This window comes from Pseudoalteromonas sp. L21, from assembly GCF_021728035.1.
In the GTDB taxonomy this organism is placed as follows: domain Bacteria; phylum Pseudomonadota; class Gammaproteobacteria; order Enterobacterales; family Alteromonadaceae; genus Pseudoalteromonas; species Pseudoalteromonas arabiensis.
Genome location: NZ_JAKKCV010000001.1, coordinates 848,749 through 870,605 on the forward strand (window position 1 = coordinate 848,749; position 21,857 = coordinate 870,605).

At 40.9% G+C, this 21,857-nt stretch carries 24 protein-coding genes; 7 read left to right on the forward strand and 17 right to left on the reverse strand.

From position 1 onward, the window contains the following. Positions 1 to 21: 21 nt before the first annotated feature. The 4 genes from mpl to folB all read right to left on the reverse strand — a co-directional run bounded on the left by mpl (position 22) and on the right by folB (position 3,171). A complete protein-coding gene (mpl, locus tag L3V41_RS03860; protein WP_237127191.1) occupies positions 22 to 1,365 on the reverse strand; it encodes a UDP-N-acetylmuramate:L-alanyl-gamma-D-glutamyl-meso-diaminopimelate ligase in 1,344 nt (447 codons plus the stop codon). A gap of 161 nt (positions 1,366 to 1,526) precedes the next feature. Further along, entirely contained in the window at positions 1,527 to 2,327 is an 801-nt protein-coding gene (locus tag L3V41_RS03865; RefSeq protein ID WP_062568734.1) for an undecaprenyl-diphosphate phosphatase, read from the reverse strand. After that, positions 2,324 to 2,812 carry a 2-amino-4-hydroxy-6-hydroxymethyldihydropteridine diphosphokinase gene (folK, locus tag L3V41_RS03870; protein WP_062568733.1) on the reverse strand — a complete coding sequence of 163 codons (489 nt, stop codon included), beginning with the start codon at positions 2,810 to 2,812 and terminating at the stop codon, positions 2,324 to 2,326. The genes L3V41_RS03865 and folK overlap by 4 nt, the downstream gene beginning before the upstream one ends. 2 nt (positions 2,813 to 2,814) lie before the next feature. Continuing rightward, on the reverse strand, positions 2,815 to 3,171 hold the full coding sequence (folB, locus tag L3V41_RS03875; protein ID WP_062568732.1) for a dihydroneopterin aldolase: 357 nt from the start codon (positions 3,169 to 3,171) through the stop codon (positions 2,815 to 2,817). A gap of 227 nt (positions 3,172 to 3,398) precedes the next feature. On the opposite strand from folB, the gene plsY reads away from it, so the two are divergent. Continuing rightward, positions 3,399 to 4,001: a glycerol-3-phosphate 1-O-acyltransferase PlsY gene (gene plsY, locus L3V41_RS03880; RefSeq protein WP_237127192.1), complete on the forward strand. Its 603-nt coding sequence runs from the start codon at positions 3,399 to 3,401 to the stop codon at positions 3,999 to 4,001. A gap of 3 nt (positions 4,002 to 4,004) precedes the next feature. Here plsY and tsaD read toward each other — a convergent pair whose 3' ends face one another. The 3 genes from tsaD to L3V41_RS03895 all read right to left on the reverse strand — a co-directional run bounded on the left by tsaD (position 4,005) and on the right by L3V41_RS03895 (position 6,020). Then, entirely contained in the window at positions 4,005 to 5,018 is a 1,014-nt protein-coding gene (gene tsaD, locus L3V41_RS03885) for a tRNA (adenosine(37)-N6)-threonylcarbamoyltransferase complex transferase subunit TsaD (RefSeq protein WP_062568730.1), read from the reverse strand. A 62-nt stretch (positions 5,019 to 5,080) separates the two neighbouring features. Further along, a complete protein-coding gene (locus tag L3V41_RS03890) occupies positions 5,081 to 5,671 on the reverse strand; it encodes a YjaG family protein (protein WP_062568729.1) in 591 nt (196 codons plus the stop codon). After that, complete coding sequence (locus L3V41_RS03895) at positions 5,655 to 6,020, reverse strand: DUF2007 domain-containing protein (RefSeq protein ID WP_062568728.1); 366 nt, start codon at positions 6,018 to 6,020, stop codon at positions 5,655 to 5,657. Before L3V41_RS03895 ends, L3V41_RS03890 begins: the two co-directional genes overlap by 17 nt. Positions 6,021 to 6,106: 86 nt before the next feature. On the opposite strand from L3V41_RS03895, the gene L3V41_RS03900 reads away from it, so the two are divergent. From L3V41_RS03900 to L3V41_RS03915, 4 genes are all read left to right on the forward strand, one after another. Continuing rightward, a complete protein-coding gene (locus L3V41_RS03900) occupies positions 6,107 to 6,514 on the forward strand; it encodes a DUF2721 domain-containing protein (protein ID WP_062568727.1) in 408 nt (135 codons plus the stop codon). Positions 6,515 to 6,566: 52 nt separating this feature from the next. Further along, complete coding sequence (locus L3V41_RS03905) at positions 6,567 to 8,093, forward strand: DUF3369 domain-containing protein (RefSeq protein ID WP_237114427.1); 1,527 nt, start codon at positions 6,567 to 6,569, stop codon at positions 8,091 to 8,093. Between the two features lie 119 nt (positions 8,094 to 8,212). Then, positions 8,213 to 9,100, forward strand: a complete 888-nt coding sequence (locus L3V41_RS03910) for a LysR family transcriptional regulator (RefSeq protein ID WP_062568725.1) — start codon at positions 8,213 to 8,215, stop codon at positions 9,098 to 9,100. Between the two features lie 135 nt (positions 9,101 to 9,235). Next, a complete protein-coding gene (locus L3V41_RS03915) occupies positions 9,236 to 9,856 on the forward strand; it encodes a 2OG-Fe(II) oxygenase (protein ID WP_062568724.1) in 621 nt (206 codons plus the stop codon). A gap of 7 nt (positions 9,857 to 9,863) precedes the next feature. Here L3V41_RS03915 and ubiA read toward each other — a convergent pair whose 3' ends face one another. Both ubiA and L3V41_RS03925 read right to left on the reverse strand, forming a co-directional pair. Beyond that, positions 9,864 to 10,742, reverse strand: coding sequence for a 4-hydroxybenzoate octaprenyltransferase (gene ubiA, locus L3V41_RS03920; protein ID WP_062568723.1), 879 nt, complete (start codon positions 10,740 to 10,742; stop codon positions 9,864 to 9,866). Next, positions 10,739 to 11,284 carry a chorismate lyase gene (locus L3V41_RS03925; protein ID WP_062568722.1) on the reverse strand — a complete coding sequence of 182 codons (546 nt, stop codon included), beginning with the start codon at positions 11,282 to 11,284 and terminating at the stop codon, positions 10,739 to 10,741. Before L3V41_RS03925 ends, ubiA begins: the two co-directional genes overlap by 4 nt. A 165-nt stretch (positions 11,285 to 11,449) precedes the next feature. On the opposite strand from L3V41_RS03925, the gene L3V41_RS03930 reads away from it, so the two are divergent. Continuing rightward, positions 11,450 to 11,857 carry a flagellar basal body-associated protein FliL gene (locus L3V41_RS03930; protein ID WP_062568721.1) on the forward strand — a complete coding sequence of 136 codons (408 nt, stop codon included), beginning with the start codon at positions 11,450 to 11,452 and terminating at the stop codon, positions 11,855 to 11,857. A 37-nt stretch (positions 11,858 to 11,894) separates the two neighbouring features. On the opposite strand, the gene glpG is transcribed toward L3V41_RS03930, so the two are convergent. From glpG to L3V41_RS03960, 6 genes are all read right to left on the reverse strand, one after another. After that, positions 11,895 to 12,710 (reverse strand): rhomboid family intramembrane serine protease GlpG, encoded by an 816-nt coding sequence (glpG, locus tag L3V41_RS03935; protein ID WP_062568720.1) that lies wholly within the window; start codon positions 12,708 to 12,710, stop codon positions 11,895 to 11,897. Further along, positions 12,707 to 13,024 (reverse strand): thiosulfate sulfurtransferase GlpE, encoded by a 318-nt coding sequence (glpE, locus tag L3V41_RS03940; RefSeq protein WP_062568719.1) that lies wholly within the window; start codon positions 13,022 to 13,024, stop codon positions 12,707 to 12,709. Before glpE ends, glpG begins: the two co-directional genes overlap by 4 nt. 55 nt (positions 13,025 to 13,079) lie before the next feature. Next, positions 13,080 to 14,105, reverse strand: a complete 1,026-nt coding sequence (gene tdh / locus L3V41_RS03945; protein ID WP_062568718.1) for an L-threonine 3-dehydrogenase — start codon at positions 14,103 to 14,105, stop codon at positions 13,080 to 13,082. A 55-nt stretch (positions 14,106 to 14,160) separates the two neighbouring features. Then, the gene (locus L3V41_RS03950) at positions 14,161 to 15,357 is read right to left on the reverse strand and encodes a glycine C-acetyltransferase (RefSeq protein WP_237127193.1); all 1,197 of its coding nucleotides are present in this window, start codon (positions 15,355 to 15,357) and stop codon (positions 14,161 to 14,163) included. 159 nt (positions 15,358 to 15,516) lie between these two features. Next, positions 15,517 to 16,068 carry a D-glycero-beta-D-manno-heptose 1,7-bisphosphate 7-phosphatase gene (gene gmhB / locus L3V41_RS03955; protein WP_062568716.1) on the reverse strand — a complete coding sequence of 184 codons (552 nt, stop codon included), beginning with the start codon at positions 16,066 to 16,068 and terminating at the stop codon, positions 15,517 to 15,519. After that, complete coding sequence (locus L3V41_RS03960; RefSeq protein WP_237114430.1) at positions 16,065 to 17,126, reverse strand: glycosyltransferase family 9 protein; 1,062 nt, start codon at positions 17,124 to 17,126, stop codon at positions 16,065 to 16,067. Before L3V41_RS03960 ends, gmhB begins: the two co-directional genes overlap by 4 nt. 126 nt (positions 17,127 to 17,252) lie before the next feature. Between L3V41_RS03960 and L3V41_RS03965 the strand changes: the two genes are divergently transcribed. Then, a complete protein-coding gene (locus tag L3V41_RS03965; protein ID WP_062568714.1) occupies positions 17,253 to 17,975 on the forward strand; it encodes a 3-deoxy-D-manno-octulosonic acid kinase in 723 nt (240 codons plus the stop codon). 18 nt (positions 17,976 to 17,993) lie between these two features. On the opposite strand, the gene L3V41_RS03970 is transcribed toward L3V41_RS03965, so the two are convergent. Together L3V41_RS03970 and katG are read right to left on the reverse strand one after the other, a co-directional pair. Continuing rightward, entirely contained in the window at positions 17,994 to 19,013 is a 1,020-nt protein-coding gene (locus L3V41_RS03970; protein ID WP_062568713.1) for a cytochrome c peroxidase, read from the reverse strand. Positions 19,014 to 19,070: 57 nt separating this feature from the next. Further along, on the reverse strand, positions 19,071 to 21,335 hold the full coding sequence (gene katG / locus L3V41_RS03975; protein WP_062568712.1) for a catalase/peroxidase HPI: 2,265 nt from the start codon (positions 21,333 to 21,335) through the stop codon (positions 19,071 to 19,073). Between the last annotated feature and the right edge of the window lie 522 nt (positions 21,336 to 21,857).

The following is a 21,857-nucleotide window of genomic DNA, read 5'->3' on the forward strand; positions in this document are numbered from 1 at the left end:
CAGTTATGCTCCGTATACTGGTTAGTTTTGTTCAAGTGTGCTGATTAAACGCTGATGAATACCTTCAAAGCCACCATTACTCATTATTAAAATATGTTGTGACGGCGCACTTCCTTCAGCAACTGCGGCAATGATTTCCTCAGTGCTTGGCATACAATGCATACCTGCTTTATCTGCGTATTCTTTTAATGACCAGCTTAAGTTTTCAGGTTCAAATAAATACACGTCATCGGCAGCTTTTAGAGAATCAATCAAGGTTTGTTGATGCACACCCATTTTCATGGTGTTTGAACGCGGCTCTAAAATGGCAATAATCTTCTCATCGCCCACTTTTGCACGTAAACCTGCAAGAGTTGTTTTAATTGCCGTTGGGTGATGTGCAAAATCATCATACACTTTAATACCATTCACATCGGCTTTTAGCTCCATGCGGCGCTTAGGAGAAATAAACTCTGCTAAACCAGCAATGCTCACTGACACAGCAATCCCTACATGACGAGCGGCTGCAATGGCCATAATAGCATTTTTAACATTGTGCTCGCCCATCGCTTGCCATGACACAACGCCCTGCACTTCCCCAGCTAATAACACTTCAAATTCACTGCCATCAGCTTTAAGTAAACGGTAATCCCAGTCACCCAACAGTGTTTCGCTCTCGCTCCAAAGACCTCTTTCAATCACCTCTTGTAGTGCTTCATCTTGGCTTGGCCAAATGACTTTGCCACTACAAGGTAGTGTACGCATCAGGTGGTGAAATTGTTTCTTTATTGCATTTAAATCTTCAAAAATATCCGCATGATCAAATTCAAGATTATTTAGAATCAAAGTGCGTGGTAAGTAATGTACAAACTTACTGCGTTTATCAAAAAAAGCGGTATCGTATTCGTCGGCTTCAATTACAAAAAATGGGGTTTCGCCAACACGTGCAGACACACCAAAATTTTGCACTATGCCACCAATTAAAAACCCAGGTTTCATACCGGCATACTCTAATAGCCATGCCAGCATACTCGCTGTGGTTGTTTTGCCATGCGTACCCGCAACAGCTAAAACCCACGAATTCTGCAATAAATTATGTTTTAACCATTCTGGGCCTGAGGTATAAGGCAAGCCTTTATCAAGCACATATTCAACACAGGGATTGCCACGGCTCATGGCATTACCAATCACCACCATATCAGGGGTTGGCTCAAGTTGTGCAACGTCATAACCTTGAGTTAGAGTAATACCCAGCTCTTCTAATTGTGTGCTCATCGGCGGGTACACATTTTGATCAGAGCCTGTCACTGTATGACCTAACGATTTAGCGATTGCGGCGATACCACCCATAAAGGTGCCACAAATTCCAAGAATATGAATATGCATCTACTGTCCTGAGCAAAATGAATGATAGATAAAATAAGCCGTTATAATGCCAAATATAAGCTTTACTTACCATTACTACACGGCAATAGACTTTTGCCAAATAACCAACATAAAAAAACACCTCAATTTGAGGTGCTTTTCTAATCAAGCTGAATCTCTACCTACAGCATTAAAAATGCAAACAAACCGACACCAAGTAGTAAACGATAGATAACAAATGGCATCATCCCCATACGCTCAATCACTTTTAAGAAAAAGAAAATACAGGCATACGCAGATATAAAAGATAAGCCAGCACCAAGCATCAAGGTATTCCACTCAACGATATGATCGCCTAAAGCCAACTCTATTGTATAATATAGTCCCATCATTAAAATAACAGGAATGGCCAATAAAAATGAAAAGCGCGCGGCACTTTGCTTATTCATACCCAGCATTAAACCTGCGGTCATAGTAATACCTGACCGTGATGTGCCTGGGATCATAGCCATCGCCTGTGCCATGCCGATCATCAGTGCAGATTTCCAGTTCAGTTGGTAAATCGTTTTGGTTTGCTTACCTTTTGCATCGGCATACCAAAGTAATAAGCCAAATAAAATAGTCGTTACCGCGATCACCCATGCACTACGTAGGTAAAGCTCTATTAAATCTTTAAAAATAAGCCCAAGAATAGCGGCAGGTATCGTGCCTACTATGATCCACCAGCCTAGCTTACTATCATCGGTTGCACCTTGTGAGCCAAACGATTTAAACCAAGCACCAAGAATATCGACCACTTCTTTTCTAAAGTACAAAACAACTGCACCTAAGGTTCCAACGTGAACAGCCACATCAAATGCTAAACCTTGGTCTTGCCACCCGAGAATCTGCGACGGAAGAATTAAATGCGCTGAGCTAGAAATAGGTAAAAACTCAGTCAGTCCTTGAATTAAAGCTAAAACAATTATCTCAATAATACTCATGGGTTAGTAAACTCCACCTTCCATAGTTTTTGTTGCGGGTTATCATAATTATCCCATAGCTGAGACAGGGTTAGCTTCGCTACGGGGTGAAAAAAATCGGGAGCTATTTCTGCTAAAGGCTGAAGCACAAAAGCATTTTTTGTAATTTCATCTCGCGGTAATTGTGCAGGATAATCGCATATAACATCATCATAAAAAAGTAAGTCTAAATCGAGTGTACGCGGGCTAAACTTTTTATCTGCACGGGTACGACCATTATCAAGCTCAATTTGTTTCAATAATTTGCACAACTTCTCAAGAGGCATATCCGTTTTGGCCGCAACCACTGAATTATAAAAATTACTCCCTGCAAAACCAACCGCTTCACTCTCATAAACTGATGAGTGTACAAAATCGGGGAAGTAAGGTTTCAAGGCTATGAGCGCTTGGCGAAGATAATGCTCTTTATTGACATTAGAACCTAGACTAATAAATATTTGCGCCATTATTAGCTCACCTTACGGCGGGTGATCTCAACGCCCACCGTTTGCGCTTGTGGCACAGCGGCTGGTTTACTGACACGAATAGTCACTTGGTTGGTGGCAAATTCAGTAAGAATAAGTGCAGCTAATTGCTCAACTAAGGTTTCAAGCAACTCAACAGGCTTCGCCGTTGTATGTTCAATGACACGCTCACTCACTTTTGCATAATCAAGCGCAAGGTTTATATCATCGGTTGCTGCAGCGGCTGAGATATCACAAAGCATTTCAATGTCAAAATATAAGCTTTGTTTACTTTCTTTTTCAAAATCATATACACCGATGATGGTGTCTACGTGCAGTTGTGATATATATACCTTGTCCATTAAGACTCCAAATGACATAAATATGTAAGGTAAAACAACCTTATGCGCCTATTGATCTTAATAATACGCTTTATAAGCTGTCATAATGTTTTAATATATTGAAATTACCCCTACAATGACGGATAGATTGTTAGTATTTTTTTGTAACAATCTAATCGAAAAATAGCGGCAGACGGTTTTGCCGCCAATGATAGCCCAAAAGTGCCGATTAAAAAATAAGGAAGCGCGTGTTAGCAGTTTTAATGTTAGTTTTAGCCTATTTACTAGGATCGGTTTCGTCCGCTATCCTTGTTTCTCGGCTATTTATGCTACCAGACCCACGCAGTCATGGATCGAATAACCCTGGAGCGACCAACGTTTACCGCCTCGGTGGAAAGTTACCCGCTGCATTAGTGCTTGTGTTTGACATATTAAAAGGAACGATCCCAGTTTGGGGCGCTTACTTTTTAAACATAGAGCCTCTGATGCTCGGTCTCATCGGTGTTGCAGCATGCCTAGGTCACATGTATCCATTATTTTTTGGCTTTAAAGGCGGAAAAGCCGTTGCCACTGCTTTTGGTACCTTGCTTCCTATAGGCTTATCTTTAGGTGGGATGCTAATCACAACTTGGCTACTAATTATTGCAATTACACGTTATTCATCACTCGCGGCATTAGTAACCGTCTCTCTTGCGCCTCTTTACACATGGTGGATAAAGCCACTTTATACATTACCAGTCACATTTTTAACGGTATTAATTATTTTTCGCCACAGAGCGAACATGACGCGTTTAATGTGTGGTGATGAGCCAAAAGTTGGGGCTAAGAAAAAAGCCCCAGAAAATGAATAAGCCTTATAACGGCTCAAGTGAATCGATTGGCCAGCGCGGCTTAGTTTTCATATCAAGGCTTGCAAATTGCCCTGCTTTTAAGCGCTGCATACCGGCATAAGCGATCATTGCGCCATTATCTGTACAAAACTCTGTGCGCGGGTAATACACGCGCCCTTTCATACCTTGCATTACACGTTCTAGCTGCGAACGTAGTTGAACATTGGCACTAACACCACCTGCAATCACTAAACGCTTAATGCCTGTTTGTTTTAATGCACGTTTACATTTAATGATAAGCGTATCAATAACGGCTGTTTGGAATGCATGTGCGATGTCAGCTTTAGTTTGCTCGTCATCATCATTATCACGAATCGCAATTGATGCTGCGGTTTTCAAACCACTAAAGCTAAAGTCTAAACCTGGTTTATCTGTCATCGGGCGTGGGAATACAAATCGCTCTGGTGTACCTTGCTCCGCAAGTTTTGCTAGACGAGGGCCGCCAGGGTAATCAAGACCTAATAATTTAGCGGTTTTGTCAAACGCTTCACCCGCCGCATCATCCACCGACTCACCTAATACTTCGTACTCACCAATACCTGACACTTTAACCATCATAGTATGACCGCCCGAGACAAGCAGCGCAATAAACGGAAATTCAGGCTGCTCTTCTTCAAGCATAGGGGCAAGTAAATGACCCTCCATATGGTGAACAGCCACAGCGGGGATGTTCCAGCCATAGGCTAGTGAACGGCCAATCGAGGTGCCCACAAGTAAAGCCCCCACAAGGCCTGGGCCTGCCGTATAAGCAATGCCATCTAAATCTTCTGGGCCGCAACCCGCTTGTGCAAACGCCGCATCAATTAACGGTAAGGTTTTGCGTACATGGTCTCGTGATGCAAGTTCTGGCACTACACCGCCATAGTCTGCATGCACTTTGACTTGGCTGTATAGTTGATGTGCTAATAAGCCTTGTTCATCATCGTAAATGGCAATACCTGTTTCATCACATGATGATTCAATACCTAAAATTCGCATCAATTACTCCGCCAATAAAAAACAAACGCGCATTTTACAGCGAAAATACGCATTACTGAACATTAAATTGCAATACCAATATTGGTTTGGCCGTCAGATACTGCAAGCTGCTTAAGCTCTTTAACGTTTTCTGAGGTAATTCGGCCCATTTGCTCTACAAAATCAATAAGTTCAGCAAGCACATCAATTTCATATTGCATTAAAGGGTGCTCACGTACGGCCTTGTTATCAGCCAACTCACCATCGACGGTCAGTTGATACTCAATATAACGTGCGACTGAGGCCTGAGAAATTTTACTGATGTTTAGAAATTCTTGTTCATCTTTTGCCATTAAACCATGCAGCATTCCAAGCAATGCAGTTGCCGTATCAATCGCTGGGTATACGCCAAACATATCAAAATCATTTAATTCAGGTACATTAGGCTCAATTTTCTCAATTTGCTTCTCAAGACTAATTTTACTTTTGGGTAGTAAAATTTTCTCCCAACACACACTTAACGCACTACGAAACACGGATCCGTCACCAAACCCCGTGGCTTCGCTAAATAGGGCATAGTTAGGCAACATACGCTCAAGCAATGCGCCACCTAAAACCGCCTTTTGTAAATAGTTTAATTCTCTAATACGTTGAAAATTATTCGCTTTCGTCATTCTTTACAGTCCCACAAGACCAACATATTTCAAACGTTGACCCATTAAGCTCGCTACATGTTGGGCAAACCCAGTCAGGAGCAGATTGTTTCACTTGCTGGTAGTTTATCAATATTTCGCGCGCCTGGCGCTCTTTTATCGCATAAACTCGTACTTCGACTCCCGTTTGCTCAAATGGGATCTCGCCGAGAGCGCCTTGTAACATTTCGCCTTGCAGCTCACATTGAATTCCTGCGCTTTCTAACAGTCCTTTAATTATGTTAGCTTGCAAGGCGTTCTCAGCCCTAAAAATCCCCACCCAAGTAAATGAATCACCAGTATTATCTTGATTTAAATTATTTTTTTGCAAATTGATTCTCTTTTACTTTGCACGACTTTAAACCTAAGCTACTCTAGCTATTGACCTTTGTGCAACCCATATTTAAAGGCGGCTTAATGACACTTACAACCCCTGGACTACTCTTCCCTGCAATTTCTCTTTTGTTGCTAGCATATACGAATCGCTTTTTAGTACTTGCTCAGTTAATTCGTGAGCTTAACGCACGTGAAGGTGACAGCATTCGTCCTTTAGTTGTTGCACAAATCGAAAACCTTAGAAAGCGAATTAAATTAATTAGAGTGATGCAAGTATATGGTGTAGCTTCATTTTTTATGTGTACACTTTCTATGTTTGCTTTATTTATTGAGTTTAATACCACAGGCATTGTGCTATTTGGGATAAGCCTTGCTAGTCTCGCTTTATCGTTATTAACGTCCTTGTATGAAATCCACATTTCGTGCGATGCAATCGAAATCGAACTTCAGAATATCGAAAAAAAACCACTTTCAGATAAGGCAGAGTAAATTTCTGCTTCTATACTTATTGTTACGAGAAATAACAATAAGTGGTACGTGCGTGGATGACTTTTTGTTTTCTGATGAACCATTAGAAGAAAGTAATATACAAACTGAAGAGCCTGAATATTGGCACATTCTTGTTGTTGACGACGAAGAAGATATCCATCAGGTCACTAAGCTTGTGCTTGCAGGTTTCACCTTTGAAGGGAAAGGATTGCGCTTTTACGATGCCTATTCGGCAGCCGAAGCCAAAGAGTTTTTAAAAAAGGACATCCCCTTCTCAGTGGCTTTGGTTGATGTTGTTATGGAAACCAATCATGCAGGGCTTGATTTAATTCAATATATACGTGATGACATTGATAATCACGATATTCGCCTAATATTAAGAACAGGACAACCTGGTGAAGCACCTGAGGAATCTATTATTCGTGATTACGACATAAACGACTATAAGAACAAAACAGAGCTCACTGCAATAAAAATCAAAACATTACTTTATTCTGCCCTGAGAGCGCATCGCGACATTCAGATCATTGACCGTCATAAACATGGTCTTGAGCAAATAATTAATGCTTCGGCAAACTTTTTAAAATGCGAGAGTGTTCGTGAGTTTGCATCAACAATTTTAAGTCATGTCACCAACGTGATGGGTATAAATGATGCCCAAATATATTGCGCTGCCGCCGTCAACTTGCAATCATCCCCCGCCACTGACTTCCAATTGCTCGCCGCATCTGGCGTGGGTCCAACGCCAAAACAAAGCACAATTCCTGATGAAGTAAAAAGCTTATTTATAGATGCCCATGATCGTAAGTCTTCATTAAAAACAAGTACTGACTATATAGGGTATTTTCCAACTAAAGCTGGCCTTGAAACCATGCTATACGTGCACAAAGGCACAAAGCTTCAGCCAACAGATCATCAGCTTCTTGAGTTTTATGCAAACAATATAGCACTGGCTTATGACAACCTAAAACTACGCGAGATGGTAAAAGATTCACAAAAAGAGTTATCGTATATCTTGGGTGAAGCAGTTGAAAAACGCTCAAAAGAAACAGGCTCACACGTAAAGCGTGTCGCACTTTACAGTGAACTCTTAGCAAAACTCTCTCAGTTAGATCCATTTCAGTGTGAAATTATTAAACTTGCCTCCCCATTGCACGACATAGGAAAAATAAGCATTCCTGACAATATCCTAAATAAACCTGGCAAATTAGATGAGCAAGAATGGGAGATAATGAAAAGTCACGCTCAAATCGGCTATGAAATACTAAAAAATTCAAGTAACGAGATTTTAAATTGTGGTGCAACAATCTCTCATCAACATCATGAAAAGTGGGATGGTACAGGTTATCCTCAAGGTTTAGCTGGGAGTAATATTCATATTGTCGGCCGTATTACCGCTATTGCCGATGTATTCGATGCGCTATGCAGCGATCGCTGCTATAAAAAAGCGTGGCCATTAGAAGACGCATTAACATTAATAAAAGAGCAACGCGGGAAACATTTTGATCCAACTTTAGTCGATATATTACTTGAAAATTTAACACTTTTCCTAGAGATTAAAGACCGATACCCTGATTAGTGTAACTTTTCGGTAAAACAACACTTTCCAAAATAGGTACTATAATTTACTATGCCATCGTAAAGTATAATTATTTTGCCTGGATGTAAGGGCTTACTTATAACAAGGGACTATTTAAAGTGAGATTTGAACAACTTGAACAATTCGTTGCACTAGGCGTGCTCAGGCATTTCCGCCAAGCTGCAGAAAAAACCCAAATTAGTACTTCAGCATTAACTCGCAGTATTCAAACACTCGAAGATGAAATCGGCTATGAGCTTGTCACCCGCTCTACACGTTCGGTTAAACTAACCAAAGAGGGTGAGCTTTTCCTAGAATACGCGCAACAAACGCTTAATAATTTAGAGGAAACGAAGAAACGTTTATTTGAATCATTAAATGGCTGCGTAAACGAAAAGCTTGTCATTGGTTACACGACTAAAGCGAGTACTGTTGTACCTGTTTCCTGTGGGCAATTTTTAGCTCAGTACCCACATGTCAAAATTGAAATGCAACTACAAGAGCAAGGCGAACTCATTCGTAAATTGCAACTGGGTGAAATAGACATAAGCGTGTGCTCGCAGGCAATGAATAGTATTGGCAGCGACATCCACTTACCAGACCAACTTATCTTATTTGTTTCAAAAGATCACCCGCTTGCTAATAAGAGCGATATTAGTAAACGTGATTTGGCTGACTACCCAATGTACAGTTGTTTTGCACAGTCGAAGCAAGTTCAGACGATGCTTACCGAAGCAGTTGACTCATTCAATAAATCATCAAGCATTAAAGTTGGTAGCATTGAACAAGTGATGGATGGCCTTAAAAAGTCAGATCATATTGCCATTGCAAGCATTGAACATGCTAACAGTGTTTCTTCTGACCCTGAGCTACTTTTATTGAAAACAAATAAAGGGATCGCTCATGAACAATTAGTTATTCAAACGAATGAGCAGGTTAATGAAAACTCGCACATTAGTCATTTATTAGATTTAATTGAAAAGACAGCGTTATCTAGTCACAACTAACGCATACATTTAAGCTAGCCTTGCAAACAAAGGCTAGCTCCCTTCTTCACTTAATCATCAACATACTGCATAAAAAGCGTGCATGATTCTTTTTTTCAGATACACTTACGCACCTTTTTTTGATTGTGCACATGAATGACCGCGCAACTTATTTCAAACACTTATTTAGACGCAATAGAACAAACCGGTTATGCTATTGTTGAAAACGCAATTGATGAAAACTTACTAACTGATTTAATTGCAGATTGTTATCGTATAAATCCGCATTTTCATACTGCGGGGATTGGCCGTTTGAACGATCAACAAGTTGATAAAACCATCCGTAAAGATAAGACCTTTTGGTTTGATAGTTCAAGCCAAGCACAAATTACTTATCTTGCGACCATGGAAGCGATAAAGACACAGTTAAACCGCAGTTTTTTCTTAGGGCTGTTTGACTATGAATGTCATTATGCAAAATATCAACAAGGTGACTTTTATAAAAAACATTATGATGCCTTTAAGGGTCGTTCAAACCGTATTTTTACAACCGTCTGTTATTTAAATACACCCGATTCAGGTGGTGAACTGATCATATATAAGCCTAAAAGCAAAGATATTGAGGTCATTGTAAAACCACAAGCAGGCACACTTGTGATGTTTGAAAGCGAACGCTTCATGCACGAAGTATTACCAGCAGAAGATGTTCGCTACTCGATTGCAGGCTGGTTTAGAAAAAATGCCTCGATCAGCGGAATTATAGATCCGCCGAGATAATGCCCCGTTAAAATGGCAATGGCAAGGAAGCTATTAAGCCTATAAATATCACTAAACCCACATAGTGATTATTTAAAAAAGCTTTAAAACAAGGATCTCGCTCTCGATTATGAATCAGTTTTTGTTGATAAAGTAAAAAACCAACTCCAGCAGCTAATCCAAGCCAATAATACAGACCGAGTTGGTTACTAAGGCCTATATAAGCAAGAATCGCTATAAACAAGGCATTAAGTAAAAAGATAATGTGCCTATCATAACTCGCAAACAAAATAGCCGTTGATTTAACACCTATTTTCAAATCATCATCTCTATCAACCATGGCATACATGGTGTCATAAGCCACAGTCCAAACAAGGTTAGCAATAAATAAAAGCCATGCTTCTACAGGAACTGAACCAATCGAGGCCATATAAGCCATTGGGATGGCCCAACTAAATGCCGCCCCAAGCACGACTTGGGGTAACTGGGTATAACGCTTCATAAACGGATAGCAAAATGCCAAGGCTAGTGCGCCAAACGACAGCAATATCGTTGACCATCCGAGCATTAACACTAAGCCAAATGCCACTGTGATAAGCAGCACAAATAAACTCAGAGCCTCACCACTTGAAACTAACCCCGCAGCCAATGGGCGCTGTGCTGTGCGTTTTACTGAGCCATCAATTTTACGGTCTGCGTAATCATTAATCACACAACCGGCACTGCGCATTACAAAGACCCCTAAGCTAAATACGACAAAATTTAGCAAACTCGGGGCGCCTTGATTGGCAAGCCAAAGTGCCCAATATGTTGGCCAAAGCAATAACAAAGTCCCTATTGGTTTATCGGTACGCATCAATTGCTTATAGTAAGGAATGTGTGCGACGTGTAATGCAGCTAATTTCATAAGTAAATATAGGCTCCAGGCAAGAAGACTTCAGCAACTAAAAAATGCGCACGAGCTAGCGAAAACACACTGCGTCTACCCCATAACATCTGCGGTTCTAAACCTAATTCATTTATAAGAGAACCTAGTTGGTGTTGCTCTGAAAATTCAGCCACTTCAATTTCGGTGCGTAAAAGACTGGGATCTTGGAAAATAACATCGCCTAAAGGTCTTGTACCCATACTTAACAATTGCTGCTTTTTTAGGGTATCATCTGCTGGCAGCCAACTTTGCGCATATACCATAGGCTTGTTATCACAAAGTAATAATACTTCGCGGTTTAATGCGTGACTTAAAGATGTATTTAATAGTGCTTGCTGCTCTGAGGTTAAGTCAAAAGGTGCTTCATTGAGCACGTGAACAGAAAACTGTTGGCAATGACTTTTGAGCTTAGCGGTCAATGAGCCCGCTTCAAGCAACCAGCTTTGTTGCTGCTGCGTTAAATGTGGATAGGCTGATGCCGATTGCCAATCAGCAACTAATGATATTGGGAATTTAGTCACAACAACTCAGTATTTTAAGAAACCGCGCAAATGATATCACTGCAAAACGTTTGGCAAAAGCCATCATTTAATCTCAATAACAGTTAAAATTCTTACAACAACCTGTATCTCTAGTAAGTTTGGGTATAGACTAAAAACCATTGAAAGGGTGGACTATTTTTAACTATGAAAAAATCGTTATTATCAATTTATTTGATATGCCTATTAGCAGTTAATGCAACAATTAGTTTTTCGGCACATGCCGAGTCAAAAGTCGGTTATTTTGGTTTTGAGCCAGACATAATTACCAATTATATTGGCCAAGGTAACAAAAAGCTTGGTTATGTACGTATTACGGTCGATCTTATGCTCAATGACATGTCAGATATCCGTGTCGTAGAACATCATACCCCTTTGCTGCGTGATGCGATTGTTGAAATTCTTTCTAAAGAGCCAGAAGAGAATATCAAGTCGCTTACCGGTCGAGAAGAAATTAGAAAACGCTGTACTGAAAAGTTAAAAACACTTTTAAAACAAGAGACTGGACAAGAAATAGTGCGTGAAGTGTTGTTCACTAAATACTTATATCACTAGCCATAACAAGTGACGGCAAACGCCGTCACAGATTACTTTAACGGCGCGAAAGTAACTTATCTGATACAGCATAAGCCATACCTGATAAAAGCCCCGCAAGATGCGCCCAGTTAGCCATATTGACAGGTAACATTTCAACAAAGCCTAAGATCAGCCAAACAAGCATAAAGCCAACAATACTCTTGCTGACTAAAGGCGGCTCTGTTGGCCTCATTACACTGTATATCCAACAAAAGCCTAGCAAACCGTAGACAACGCCACTCAAGCCACCAAAATTAGGCCCAACCAATAAAAACTGAGCCCAGTTACTGATAAATGCGGTCACTAAAAATAAGCCGACTAAGGTTAACTTTCCACTGCGCTTTTCAATGTCATTACCTAGTGTCATCCACCAAATTAAATTAAAAATTAAATGGATAGCACTAAAATGCACGATTGCTGGTGTAAACCAACTAAGCGGTTGCGCAGGATTAAACTGTAGCATCCGATAAATGGTATCAAAACCACCGAGTAAAAAAGCCACAAAAATCGCTATTGATACTAACGTAACAGTGCGATTGAGCCAGCTTAATGCTTTAAAACGCGCTTTTAGGTTGAGCGACTGACCTTGATAAGAAAGTGATGACTGTGTGCTCCCCACTTGCCAAGAGGCTTGCAGATACTTTTCATCGTGTGGATTTGCCGCAAACTCTTGCCATAATGGCTGAGCTTGATGAAAATGCTCTGGAGCAACACAAATAATGACGGTTTTACCATCTTCAGAGCGAAGCTCACCCTGTAAGCCTTTGCTTTTAATATAGTCAATAAATCCCTGCGCCGCGCGAGGATTATTTATGCTGCCCAGTTCAATCATCGTTCAATATGCTCCGGAAGTTGTGTTTGCCAAGCTGTAAAGCCTCCATCCATGCTGTAAACATCTTCAAAGCCCTGCTCAACTAAGTAGCTCGCAGCACCTTGAGAACTTACACCATGATAGCAAACAATAATGATTGGCTGATCGAACTCTTTATTCATCATAAATTCGCTAATATTAGCATTTGATAAATGCTCAGAGCCAGGAATGTGCCCCGTTTTAAACGAGTTAGGATCACGAATATCGGCAATCACAACGTCTTCTTTATCTAAAAGCGCAAACGTGTCGCTTACTGAAATATGTTTGTATGACATAATACTCTCTAAACTAAAAAGGCGGCAATATGCCGCCTTATCACTATAAACGGCACTAATCCCAGTTAAGGATTACTTTACCAGATTGGCCTGAAATCATTGTATCAAAGCCCTCTTGGAAATCATCCACAGAGAACTGGTGAGTAATAATTGGTTTCAGATCAAGGCCTGATTGAATTAAGCTTGCCATTTTATACCAAGTTTCAAACATTTCACGGCCGTAAATACCTTTGATAATTAAGCCTTTGAAAATAACTTGGTTCCAATCAACCGCCATATCTGAAGGTGGAATACCTAGCATAGCGATTTTGCCACCGTGATTCATGTTATTAAGCATGCTGTTAAATGCAACTGGCACACCCGACATTTCAAGGCCAATATCAAAGCCTTCTGTCATGCCAAGCTCTTTCATTACATCTTCAAGCTTTTCAGTTGCCACATTTACAGCACGAGTAGCGCCCATTTTACGCGCTAAATCTAAGCGGTATTCATTTACGTCAGTGATAACCACATGACGTGCACCAACGTGTTTAGCAACCGCTGCAGCCATGATACCAATTGGGCCAGCACCTGTGATTAATACGTCTTCACCAACTAAATCAAACGATAACGCTGTGTGTACTGCATTACCGAATGGGTCAAAGATTGATGCTAACTCATCAGGAATGTTATCTGGAATTTTAAATGCGTTGAAAGCGGGGATCACAAGGTATTCAGCAAATGCACCTTCGCGATTAACACCAACACCTGTGGTGTTACGGCATAAATGTACACGGCCAGCACGACAGTTACGACAGTGACCACAGGTAATATGCCCTTCGCCCGATACACGGTCACCCACTTGGAAACCACGTACTTCTTGGCCCATATCAACCACTTCACCTACATATTCGTGGCCAACGACCATTGGCGTTGGGATTGTATTTTGTGCCCACTCATCCCATTTATAAATATGGACATCTGTTCCACAAATTGCTGTTTTGCGGATTTTAATAAGCAGATCGTTATGGCCAACTTCAGGCTTTGGCGCATCTGTCATCCAAATTCCTGGTTCTGCTTTTAATTTAGATAATGCTTTCATGATTCACACTCAATTAAACAAAACCGAAGCAAAGGCTTCGGTTTAGGAAATAAAATTAGATAACACCCATTTCTTTACCAATACGGGTAAAGGCCGCTATTGCGGTGTCTAATTGCTCTTTTGTATGCGCCGCAGAAATTTGCGTACGAATACGTGCTTGACCTTTAGGTACCACAGGGAATGAGAAACCCGTTACGTAAATACCCTCAGCAAGTAATTTGTCTGCCATCATAGAGGCAACTTTAGCATCGCCTAACATCACAGGGATGATCGCATGATCTTTACCTGCACAGGTAAAGCCAGCCGCTTCCATTTGTTCACGGAAATATTTTGCATTGTCCCAAAGCTTAGCGCGTAATTCACCGCCGTTGCTCAGCATTTCAAGTACTTTAATTGATGCTGTAACAATTGATGGCGCAAGTGAGTTTGAGAAAAGATACGGGCGCGAGCGTTGACGCAACCATTCAACGATTTCTTTCTTACCTGATGTGTAACCACCTGATGCGCCGCCCAGTGCTTTACCCAAGGTACCTGTGATGATATCAACACGGTCAAGTACACCACAGTACTCAGGTGTGCCTTTACCATTTTCACCTACAAAACCAACCGCGTGAGAGTCATCCACCATCACTAAGGCATCATATTTATCAGCTAGGTCACACACCGCTTCAAGATTACAAATTACGCCGTCCATTGAGAAAACGCCGTCTGTTGCGATGAGTTTTGTTTTAGCACCCGCTTCGTCAGCTGCAATAAGTTGCTTTTCAAGGTCGCTCATGTCGTTATTGGCATAGCGGAAACGCTTAGCTTTACAAAGACGTACACCATCAATGATCGAAGCATGGTTTAAAGCATCTGAGATAATGGCATCATCTGGGCCTAGGATAGTTTCGAATAAACCGGCGTTTGCATCAAAACATGATGAGTAAAGAATGGTATCTTCTGTTTCTAAAAACGCAGAAATCTTTTCTTCTAATGTTTTATGAATATCTTGCGTACCACAAATAAAACGGACTGATGCAACACCAAAACCGTGATCATCAAGACCTTGTTGCGCAGCTTTAATTAGCTCTGGGCTATTTGCTAGACCTAAGTAGTTATTTGCACAAAAGTTGATAACTTTATCACCCGATGCAACTTCAATTTGAGCCTGTTGTTGTGAGGTAATAACACGTTCGCTTTTGTATAGACCTTCAGCTTTTACTTCGTCTATTTGTTGCTGAAGCTGATTAAAAAACGCAGATGCTCTCATCTGAAATCTCCAAATAATCTTTTAAGTAATCAGAGCCGATTAGCTGTGACTGTGAAATTTGCGCCTATTGTAAAAGCTTAGGCGAACAATTGCACTGTTTGTAGTTCGTCGCACGCCTTGAATGGGTGCGGATTTGCGAAATAAAACTGGTCTTACCTGCTATGAGTGTAAAACCAGAGCAGGTAAGTCGGCTAATGACTCACAAACGATATCAGCATGTTGTTCTGTTGACTCTGCGTAACTTTGCCCTGAACGCACCAATACACGCGTGGCAATACTTGCCCTTTCAGCTGCAATTAAATCCCCTAACTTATCACCAACCATGATACTTTTTTTAGGGTCAATATCATGCTCAGTAATAGCCTGTAAAAGCATTCCAGGCGCAGGTTTACGACAGTCACACTCTTGTAAATAACTCGCTTGTGCTTTTGTTGGATGATGTGGACAAAAGTAAACCGCGAGAATAGGCACGTCATGACGTTTAAACTCGTCTTTCATCCAAGCTGTTAGATTATGAAAATCCTGCTCAGAATAGTAGCCCCGACCAATCCCCGATTGATTAGTAACCACCACAATTTCGTAGCCATTATCAGTAAACTTCTTGCAGGCATCAAACACACCGGCAACAAATTCAAACTCTTGTGGTTTATACACATAACCGTGATCAATGTTCACGACACCATCACGGTCTAAAAATAATACTTTCTTCATTTCAGTTGCTCTTTCAATACGACAAGGTCAAACATTAAAGTGACATCTTGCACACTAATCTGTGTCATTAGATCAGCCCCTTTAACACGCGTCCCCCATGGTAATTGTTCAGCTGTTTTACCCGTTTGCTGAACAAGGTTTTGATGATAAACCTCAACCACGTAATCTTGGTACAAATAAGGCCCTGTGCGTTTAGGGTTTGAATGAGCGTATAACCCTATTACTGGGGTGCCAACCGTAACCGCCATATGGGCAGGGCCTGTATCAGGAGCAAGCACTAAAGACGCACGCTTTAGCACACATAACAGCTCTTTTAGCTGAGTTTTACCGACAAGATTCAAAATAGCCGTCTTACTGTGACTAATTATTTGCTCTGCAAGCGTTTCTTCGAGCGGCGTTGGTCCCCCCGTAATCACTACCGAGAAACCTTGATTATGAGCGTAGTCAGCAAGTGCTGCATAGCGCTCAGGCAACCAATTTCGCTCTTTTTTACTTGCCGCAGGTGAAATCACAAAAATACGCCCTGCTAAACGCTCTTCACCTAATAATATATCAGCAGCTTGCTGGTGCTGTTCGGTAATTGGCATCTGCCAGCTTGGTTGATAATCAGGCACACCAATGGCGCTGGCAAACCCTTTAAAGCCTTCCAGTACATGAGCCTCGGCTTGTGGTGCAATGCGCTTGTTAATAAACAAGCTATGTAATTCTTTTGCACGCGCCCAATCAAAGCCAACTTTTACTTTGGCAGGAATACAACGTGCTGCAAGGTTCGCTCTCAGTGCTACTTGCATATGTAGTAACACATCAAATTGTCGCCCTTTAAAAACCTGTTTAAGCTGTTTGTAGGCTTGCTTACCTTGTTTTTTGTCGAACACCACAAATTCAACACCCGGTAAATCAGCCAGTAACATTGCTTCGACTTTACCAATTACCCAAGTAATTTTTGCCTTTGGATGCGCTTTTTGAATAGCTTGCACAGCCGATACCGCATGGCAAACATCACCAATAGCCGAAAGCCTTAATATACATATCTCTGAATACGAGGTTGAATGAGTCACATGTGCCCTTAGCAACAGCAAATAAAATGCGATCTTAAATTAACTTTGTGCTATTGCAAGTACTTATACGAAATACCAAAAATACGGTACTATAATAAGCATAGATCGTTAATACGTTAAGTTGTTATGTTTGAGACTCTGCATCAAGAAAATACCACGCTACTTTGTCACCCCGCTTATACCCAGTTACTCACGCGCGAGTGGTTTGATGCTGACTTTTGGCAACAGCAAAATAAAATTGTTGGTGCTAAAAAAGGCCGTGCAACGGCTTGGTTTTTTAAACATGATCACTTAACTGCCGTGTTAAGGCACTACTGGCGTGGCGGCCTTGTTGGTAAACTTTTAACTGATCAGTATCTCTACTTAGGTTTAGAAAAAACTCGTGTGTATAAAGAGTTCTCGCTAATGATGCGCTTATCTGAATTGGGTTTAAATGTCCCCACTCCAATAGCTGCGAAAGTCACGACTCATGGCTTGATTTATCGAGGCGATATAATTACACAAGCAGTGACAGGCGCGCAAAGCTTACTCGATATACTTATTACACGCACACTTAGTCATGATGAATTAAAAAAAATAGCAACAACACTGAGTGAATTTCATAACCACGGGGTGTATCACGCAGACTTAAATATCAATAACATCTTATTTGACGATAGCGGTAACGTCTTCATTATTGACTTCGACCGTGGCGAAATAAAGCAACCTGACGTTAGTTGGCAACAAGAAAATATGAAACGCTTGGCACGTTCATTTGCAAAAGAGCAAGGCCGTAACGAAATAATGCACTGGCAGCAAAGCGATTGGCAATTACTCATTTGTGAGTACCAAGCACAACTAAAACATTAATTAAAAGATGCGCACTTCTTATGGGAAGTTAACTGTATTTTCATTATTTAAGGTTTCTAAGAAAGCGGCTATATTTTCAACCTCCTCCTCGCTGAGCTTTTTACCTAATTGATGCCAGCCAGTTAAGTGAATAGCTTCTTGTAAGGTTGTTGCAGCTCCATCATGAAAATACGGTGCTGTGTTTGCCACATTCCGCAAGCTTGGCACCTTAAATAAGTAATCATGATCTTTTCTATTGGTCACCTCCCCCATCCCCCTATCATCTCGATTAGGGTATGGGTTTACGATCCCCATTTTCATTGTAAACTGCCCACCTAAAAGACGGCCACTGTGACAACTTGCGCAACTATTCTCTTGAAACTGTAAAAGACCTCGCTTTTCTTGTACTGTTAAAGCGTTATTATCGCCGCTCAGGTAACGATCAAATCGATCTTGTGTGATCAATGTTCTTTGAAAGGATGCTAAGGCTTTGGTTATATTTTCAAAAGTGAGCGCAGGGCTTGAATCTGGAAAAGCATATTCAAACTCTTTACTATATAAAGTACTAAGTTTATCAACAGCCTCTTGCTTACTCGATAACGCCATTTCGTGTTCACTTAATAATGGTTCAGAGGCTTGCTGCTCTAAGTTTTCAGCCCGTGCATCCCAGTTTTGGGCAAATTGAAAACCAGCATTCCATGTAGATGGGGCATTTCTTCGCCCTTTTATGCCTAAGGCACCTACTGAAACAACCTTAGCGTCGTGACCTTGTCCTTCGTTTAACAAGTTATGGCATGAATTACACGATTGGCTATTGTTACTAGATAAACGAGTTTCAAAATAGAGTTTTTTACCTAACTGAATTAATGCGGGTGTATCAGCATCACTGCGCGGCATTTTTTCAGGAATAACACCAAATACAGATAGTGCATTATTACGAAGTACTTTGTCATCTATATCGGCTTGCTTTGCTCGTGCATTTAAAGTTAAAGAAGCTGATAACACAATAAAAAGTGTTAACTTCTTAAATAGGATAACAATCAACTGATTTATACTCATATTGCTTCTGGTTAAAAAAAGCGGCTTTAAATAAAACCGCTTTGTTTCATTACTTAATTATTTGAGATCGAAACGATCAGCCTGCATAACTTTGACCCATGCTTTGATAAAATCGTTAACAAAACGTTCTTTTGATGTATCGAAAGCATAAACCTCTGCAACGGCTCTAAGCTCGGCTGATGAACCAAATATTAAATCAACTGGTGTGGCTGTGTATTTGAGCTTATCAGTTTTTCTATCCACTCCTTCATAGATATCACCATTTCGTTTCCACTTAGTAGACATATCTAATAAGTTAACGAAAAAGTCATTGCTTAGTACACCAGGTTTATCAGTAAAGATACCGTGCTTGCCGGAATTATTCGCACCAAGTACGCGCATTCCACCCACTAATACTGTCATCTCAGGTACCGTTAAGGCTAATTGGTCAGCCTTATCAACGAGTGCCTCAGTGGGAGACTTGTAATAGCCTTTTTGGTAATAGTTTTGAAATCCATCCGCTTTAGGCTCTAACAAAGAAAACGAGTTGATGTCTGTTTGGGCTTGGGTTGCATCACCTCGTCCTGGTGAAAATGGCACTGTTACCTTGAATCCAGCCTCTTTAGCCGCTTTTTCAATGCCTGCTGCTCCTGCAAGTACAATTGTATCAGCGAGGGAGATCTTACGGCCTCCTCGCGACTTTTTGTTAAAGTCATCTTTCACTTTTTTCAGCTTAGCGATCACTTTTGCTGTGTCTTTTGGTGCATTCACTGCCCACTCTTTTTGCGGCTGTAACGCAATTCGTGCGCCGTTAGCGCCTCCTCGCATATCTGAATTTCGATAAGAAGCAGCCGATGTCCACGCAACTCTTACTAACTCAGAAACGCTTAAACCCGAATTTAAAATATTACTTTTCAGAGTTTTAATGTCTTTTGCATTAACCAGTTTGTAACTTGGTTTATCTATTGGGTCTTGCCAAATTAGCTTCTCTTTTGGAAACGCATCACCTAAATAGTTATCTCGAGGTCCCATATCACGGTGAGTCAGTTTGTACCACGCTTTTGCGAATGCTAAGCGGTATTCTTCAGGGTCGGCTAAGAACCTTTCCGCAATTTTTCGATACGCAGGATCAAACTTCAATGCCAAGTCAGCTGTTGTCATAACAGGCGGATTGAACTTTCCTTTAACATGCGCATCTGGAACGACTTTATGTAAAGACTCATTCGTCGGTACCCAAATAATCGCGCCACCAGGGCTTTTTGTTTTTTTCCACTCAAAGTTTAAAAGATTAGATAAATAAAGCGATGTCCAGCGAGTTGGTGATTGCGTCCACGCTCCCTCAAGACCACTTGTAACAGTGTCTTCAGAGTGACCTTTACCGCATTTATTTTTCCAGCCTAACCCTTGCTGTTCGAGCCCAGCAGCACCTGGCTCAGGGCCGATACATTTTGCCGCTTTATGCGCACCGTGCATTTTTCCAAATGTGTGACCACCGGCAATAAGTGCTAACGTTTCTTCATCATTCATCGCCATACGGGCAAAAGACTCTCTGATGTTAGCCGCTGAACCAACAGGATCAGGAACACCATTTGGCCCTTCAGGGTTCACATAAATCAACCCCATATGAACAGCTGCAAGTGGTCTTTTTAATTTACCATCAGCCTCTCGGCGGTCACTTGCTAACATTTCAACTTCAGGGCCCCAGTAAACCATATCAGGCTCCCAGTCGTCTTGACGACCTGCGGCAAAACCATATGTTTTAAAGCCCATATTCTCAAGAGACACATTGCCAGCAAGCACTATAAGGTCACCCCAAGAAATAAGTTCACCGTATTTTTGTTTCACTGGCCAAAGTAGTCGACGCGCCTTGTCTAAACTTGCGTTATCTGGCCAGCTATTTAGCGGGTCAAATCTTTGTTGGCCTCCACCGGCTCCCCCTCGACCATCAAGCGTTCGATAAGTCCCCGCGGCATGCCATGTCATACGTATAAAGAAAGGACCATAATTTCCCCAGTCTGCGGGCCACCAGTCCTGAGAGTCTGTGAGTGTTTTATTAATATCGCTTTTCAATGCATTCATATCGAGCTTAGAAAATGCTTTCTTATAATCAAAGTTTTCTCCTAGCGGGTTAGAGCGAGAGTCATGATCACGCAGCGGGGCTAGGTCAACCTGATTTGGCCACCAAAATAGGTTTGATTTTGCCTGATTTTGAGCAACATGGCCGCTGCCAACAGCGCCTTTAGGCTTGCTCATTTGAGCTTCAGCCGCAATCCCCTCAAAATTAATAATAATCGCCAGCGCACTGGCTATTAAAGTGTACTTGCTAACAATACGGTTATTCATAACATAATCCTCAAACTAATATAATTTTTAAACTAACTATTTAAAATTAAGCCAAACACCTAAATAATCTAAAACTAAAATATTAGAAATTTAGAAAATTTTAATCTCAATAGAATTCAAATTCACAAAAATAAACTAATATGAAAACCAACCTCCTTCATATCGACAAAACGATATAAAACGACCTACCACCCCTCTAACCTGCTAATGTGTAACTTGTGGTAGGTACGTTTTAAACCTTGTAAAGCGCTGAAAGTGGTTAGTTACTGCAACTAAAAATTTGCTTACACGATGCAATACCGTTTATGAATTTTTATGTCGCAAAAATGAAAGAACCTCATTATTAACAACGTACTAAAACCTAACCAACAACAAACCCTTTTTAGATACATTAGATGCAAAATACGTTTAAATAAAATCGATTTTATAGATTATATTAATTTGTTTTCTTGATTAAATAATGATAAACAACTAGAAATAAAAGCAGGGTATAAAATTTTAAAAACAGATATATAGTAAAAA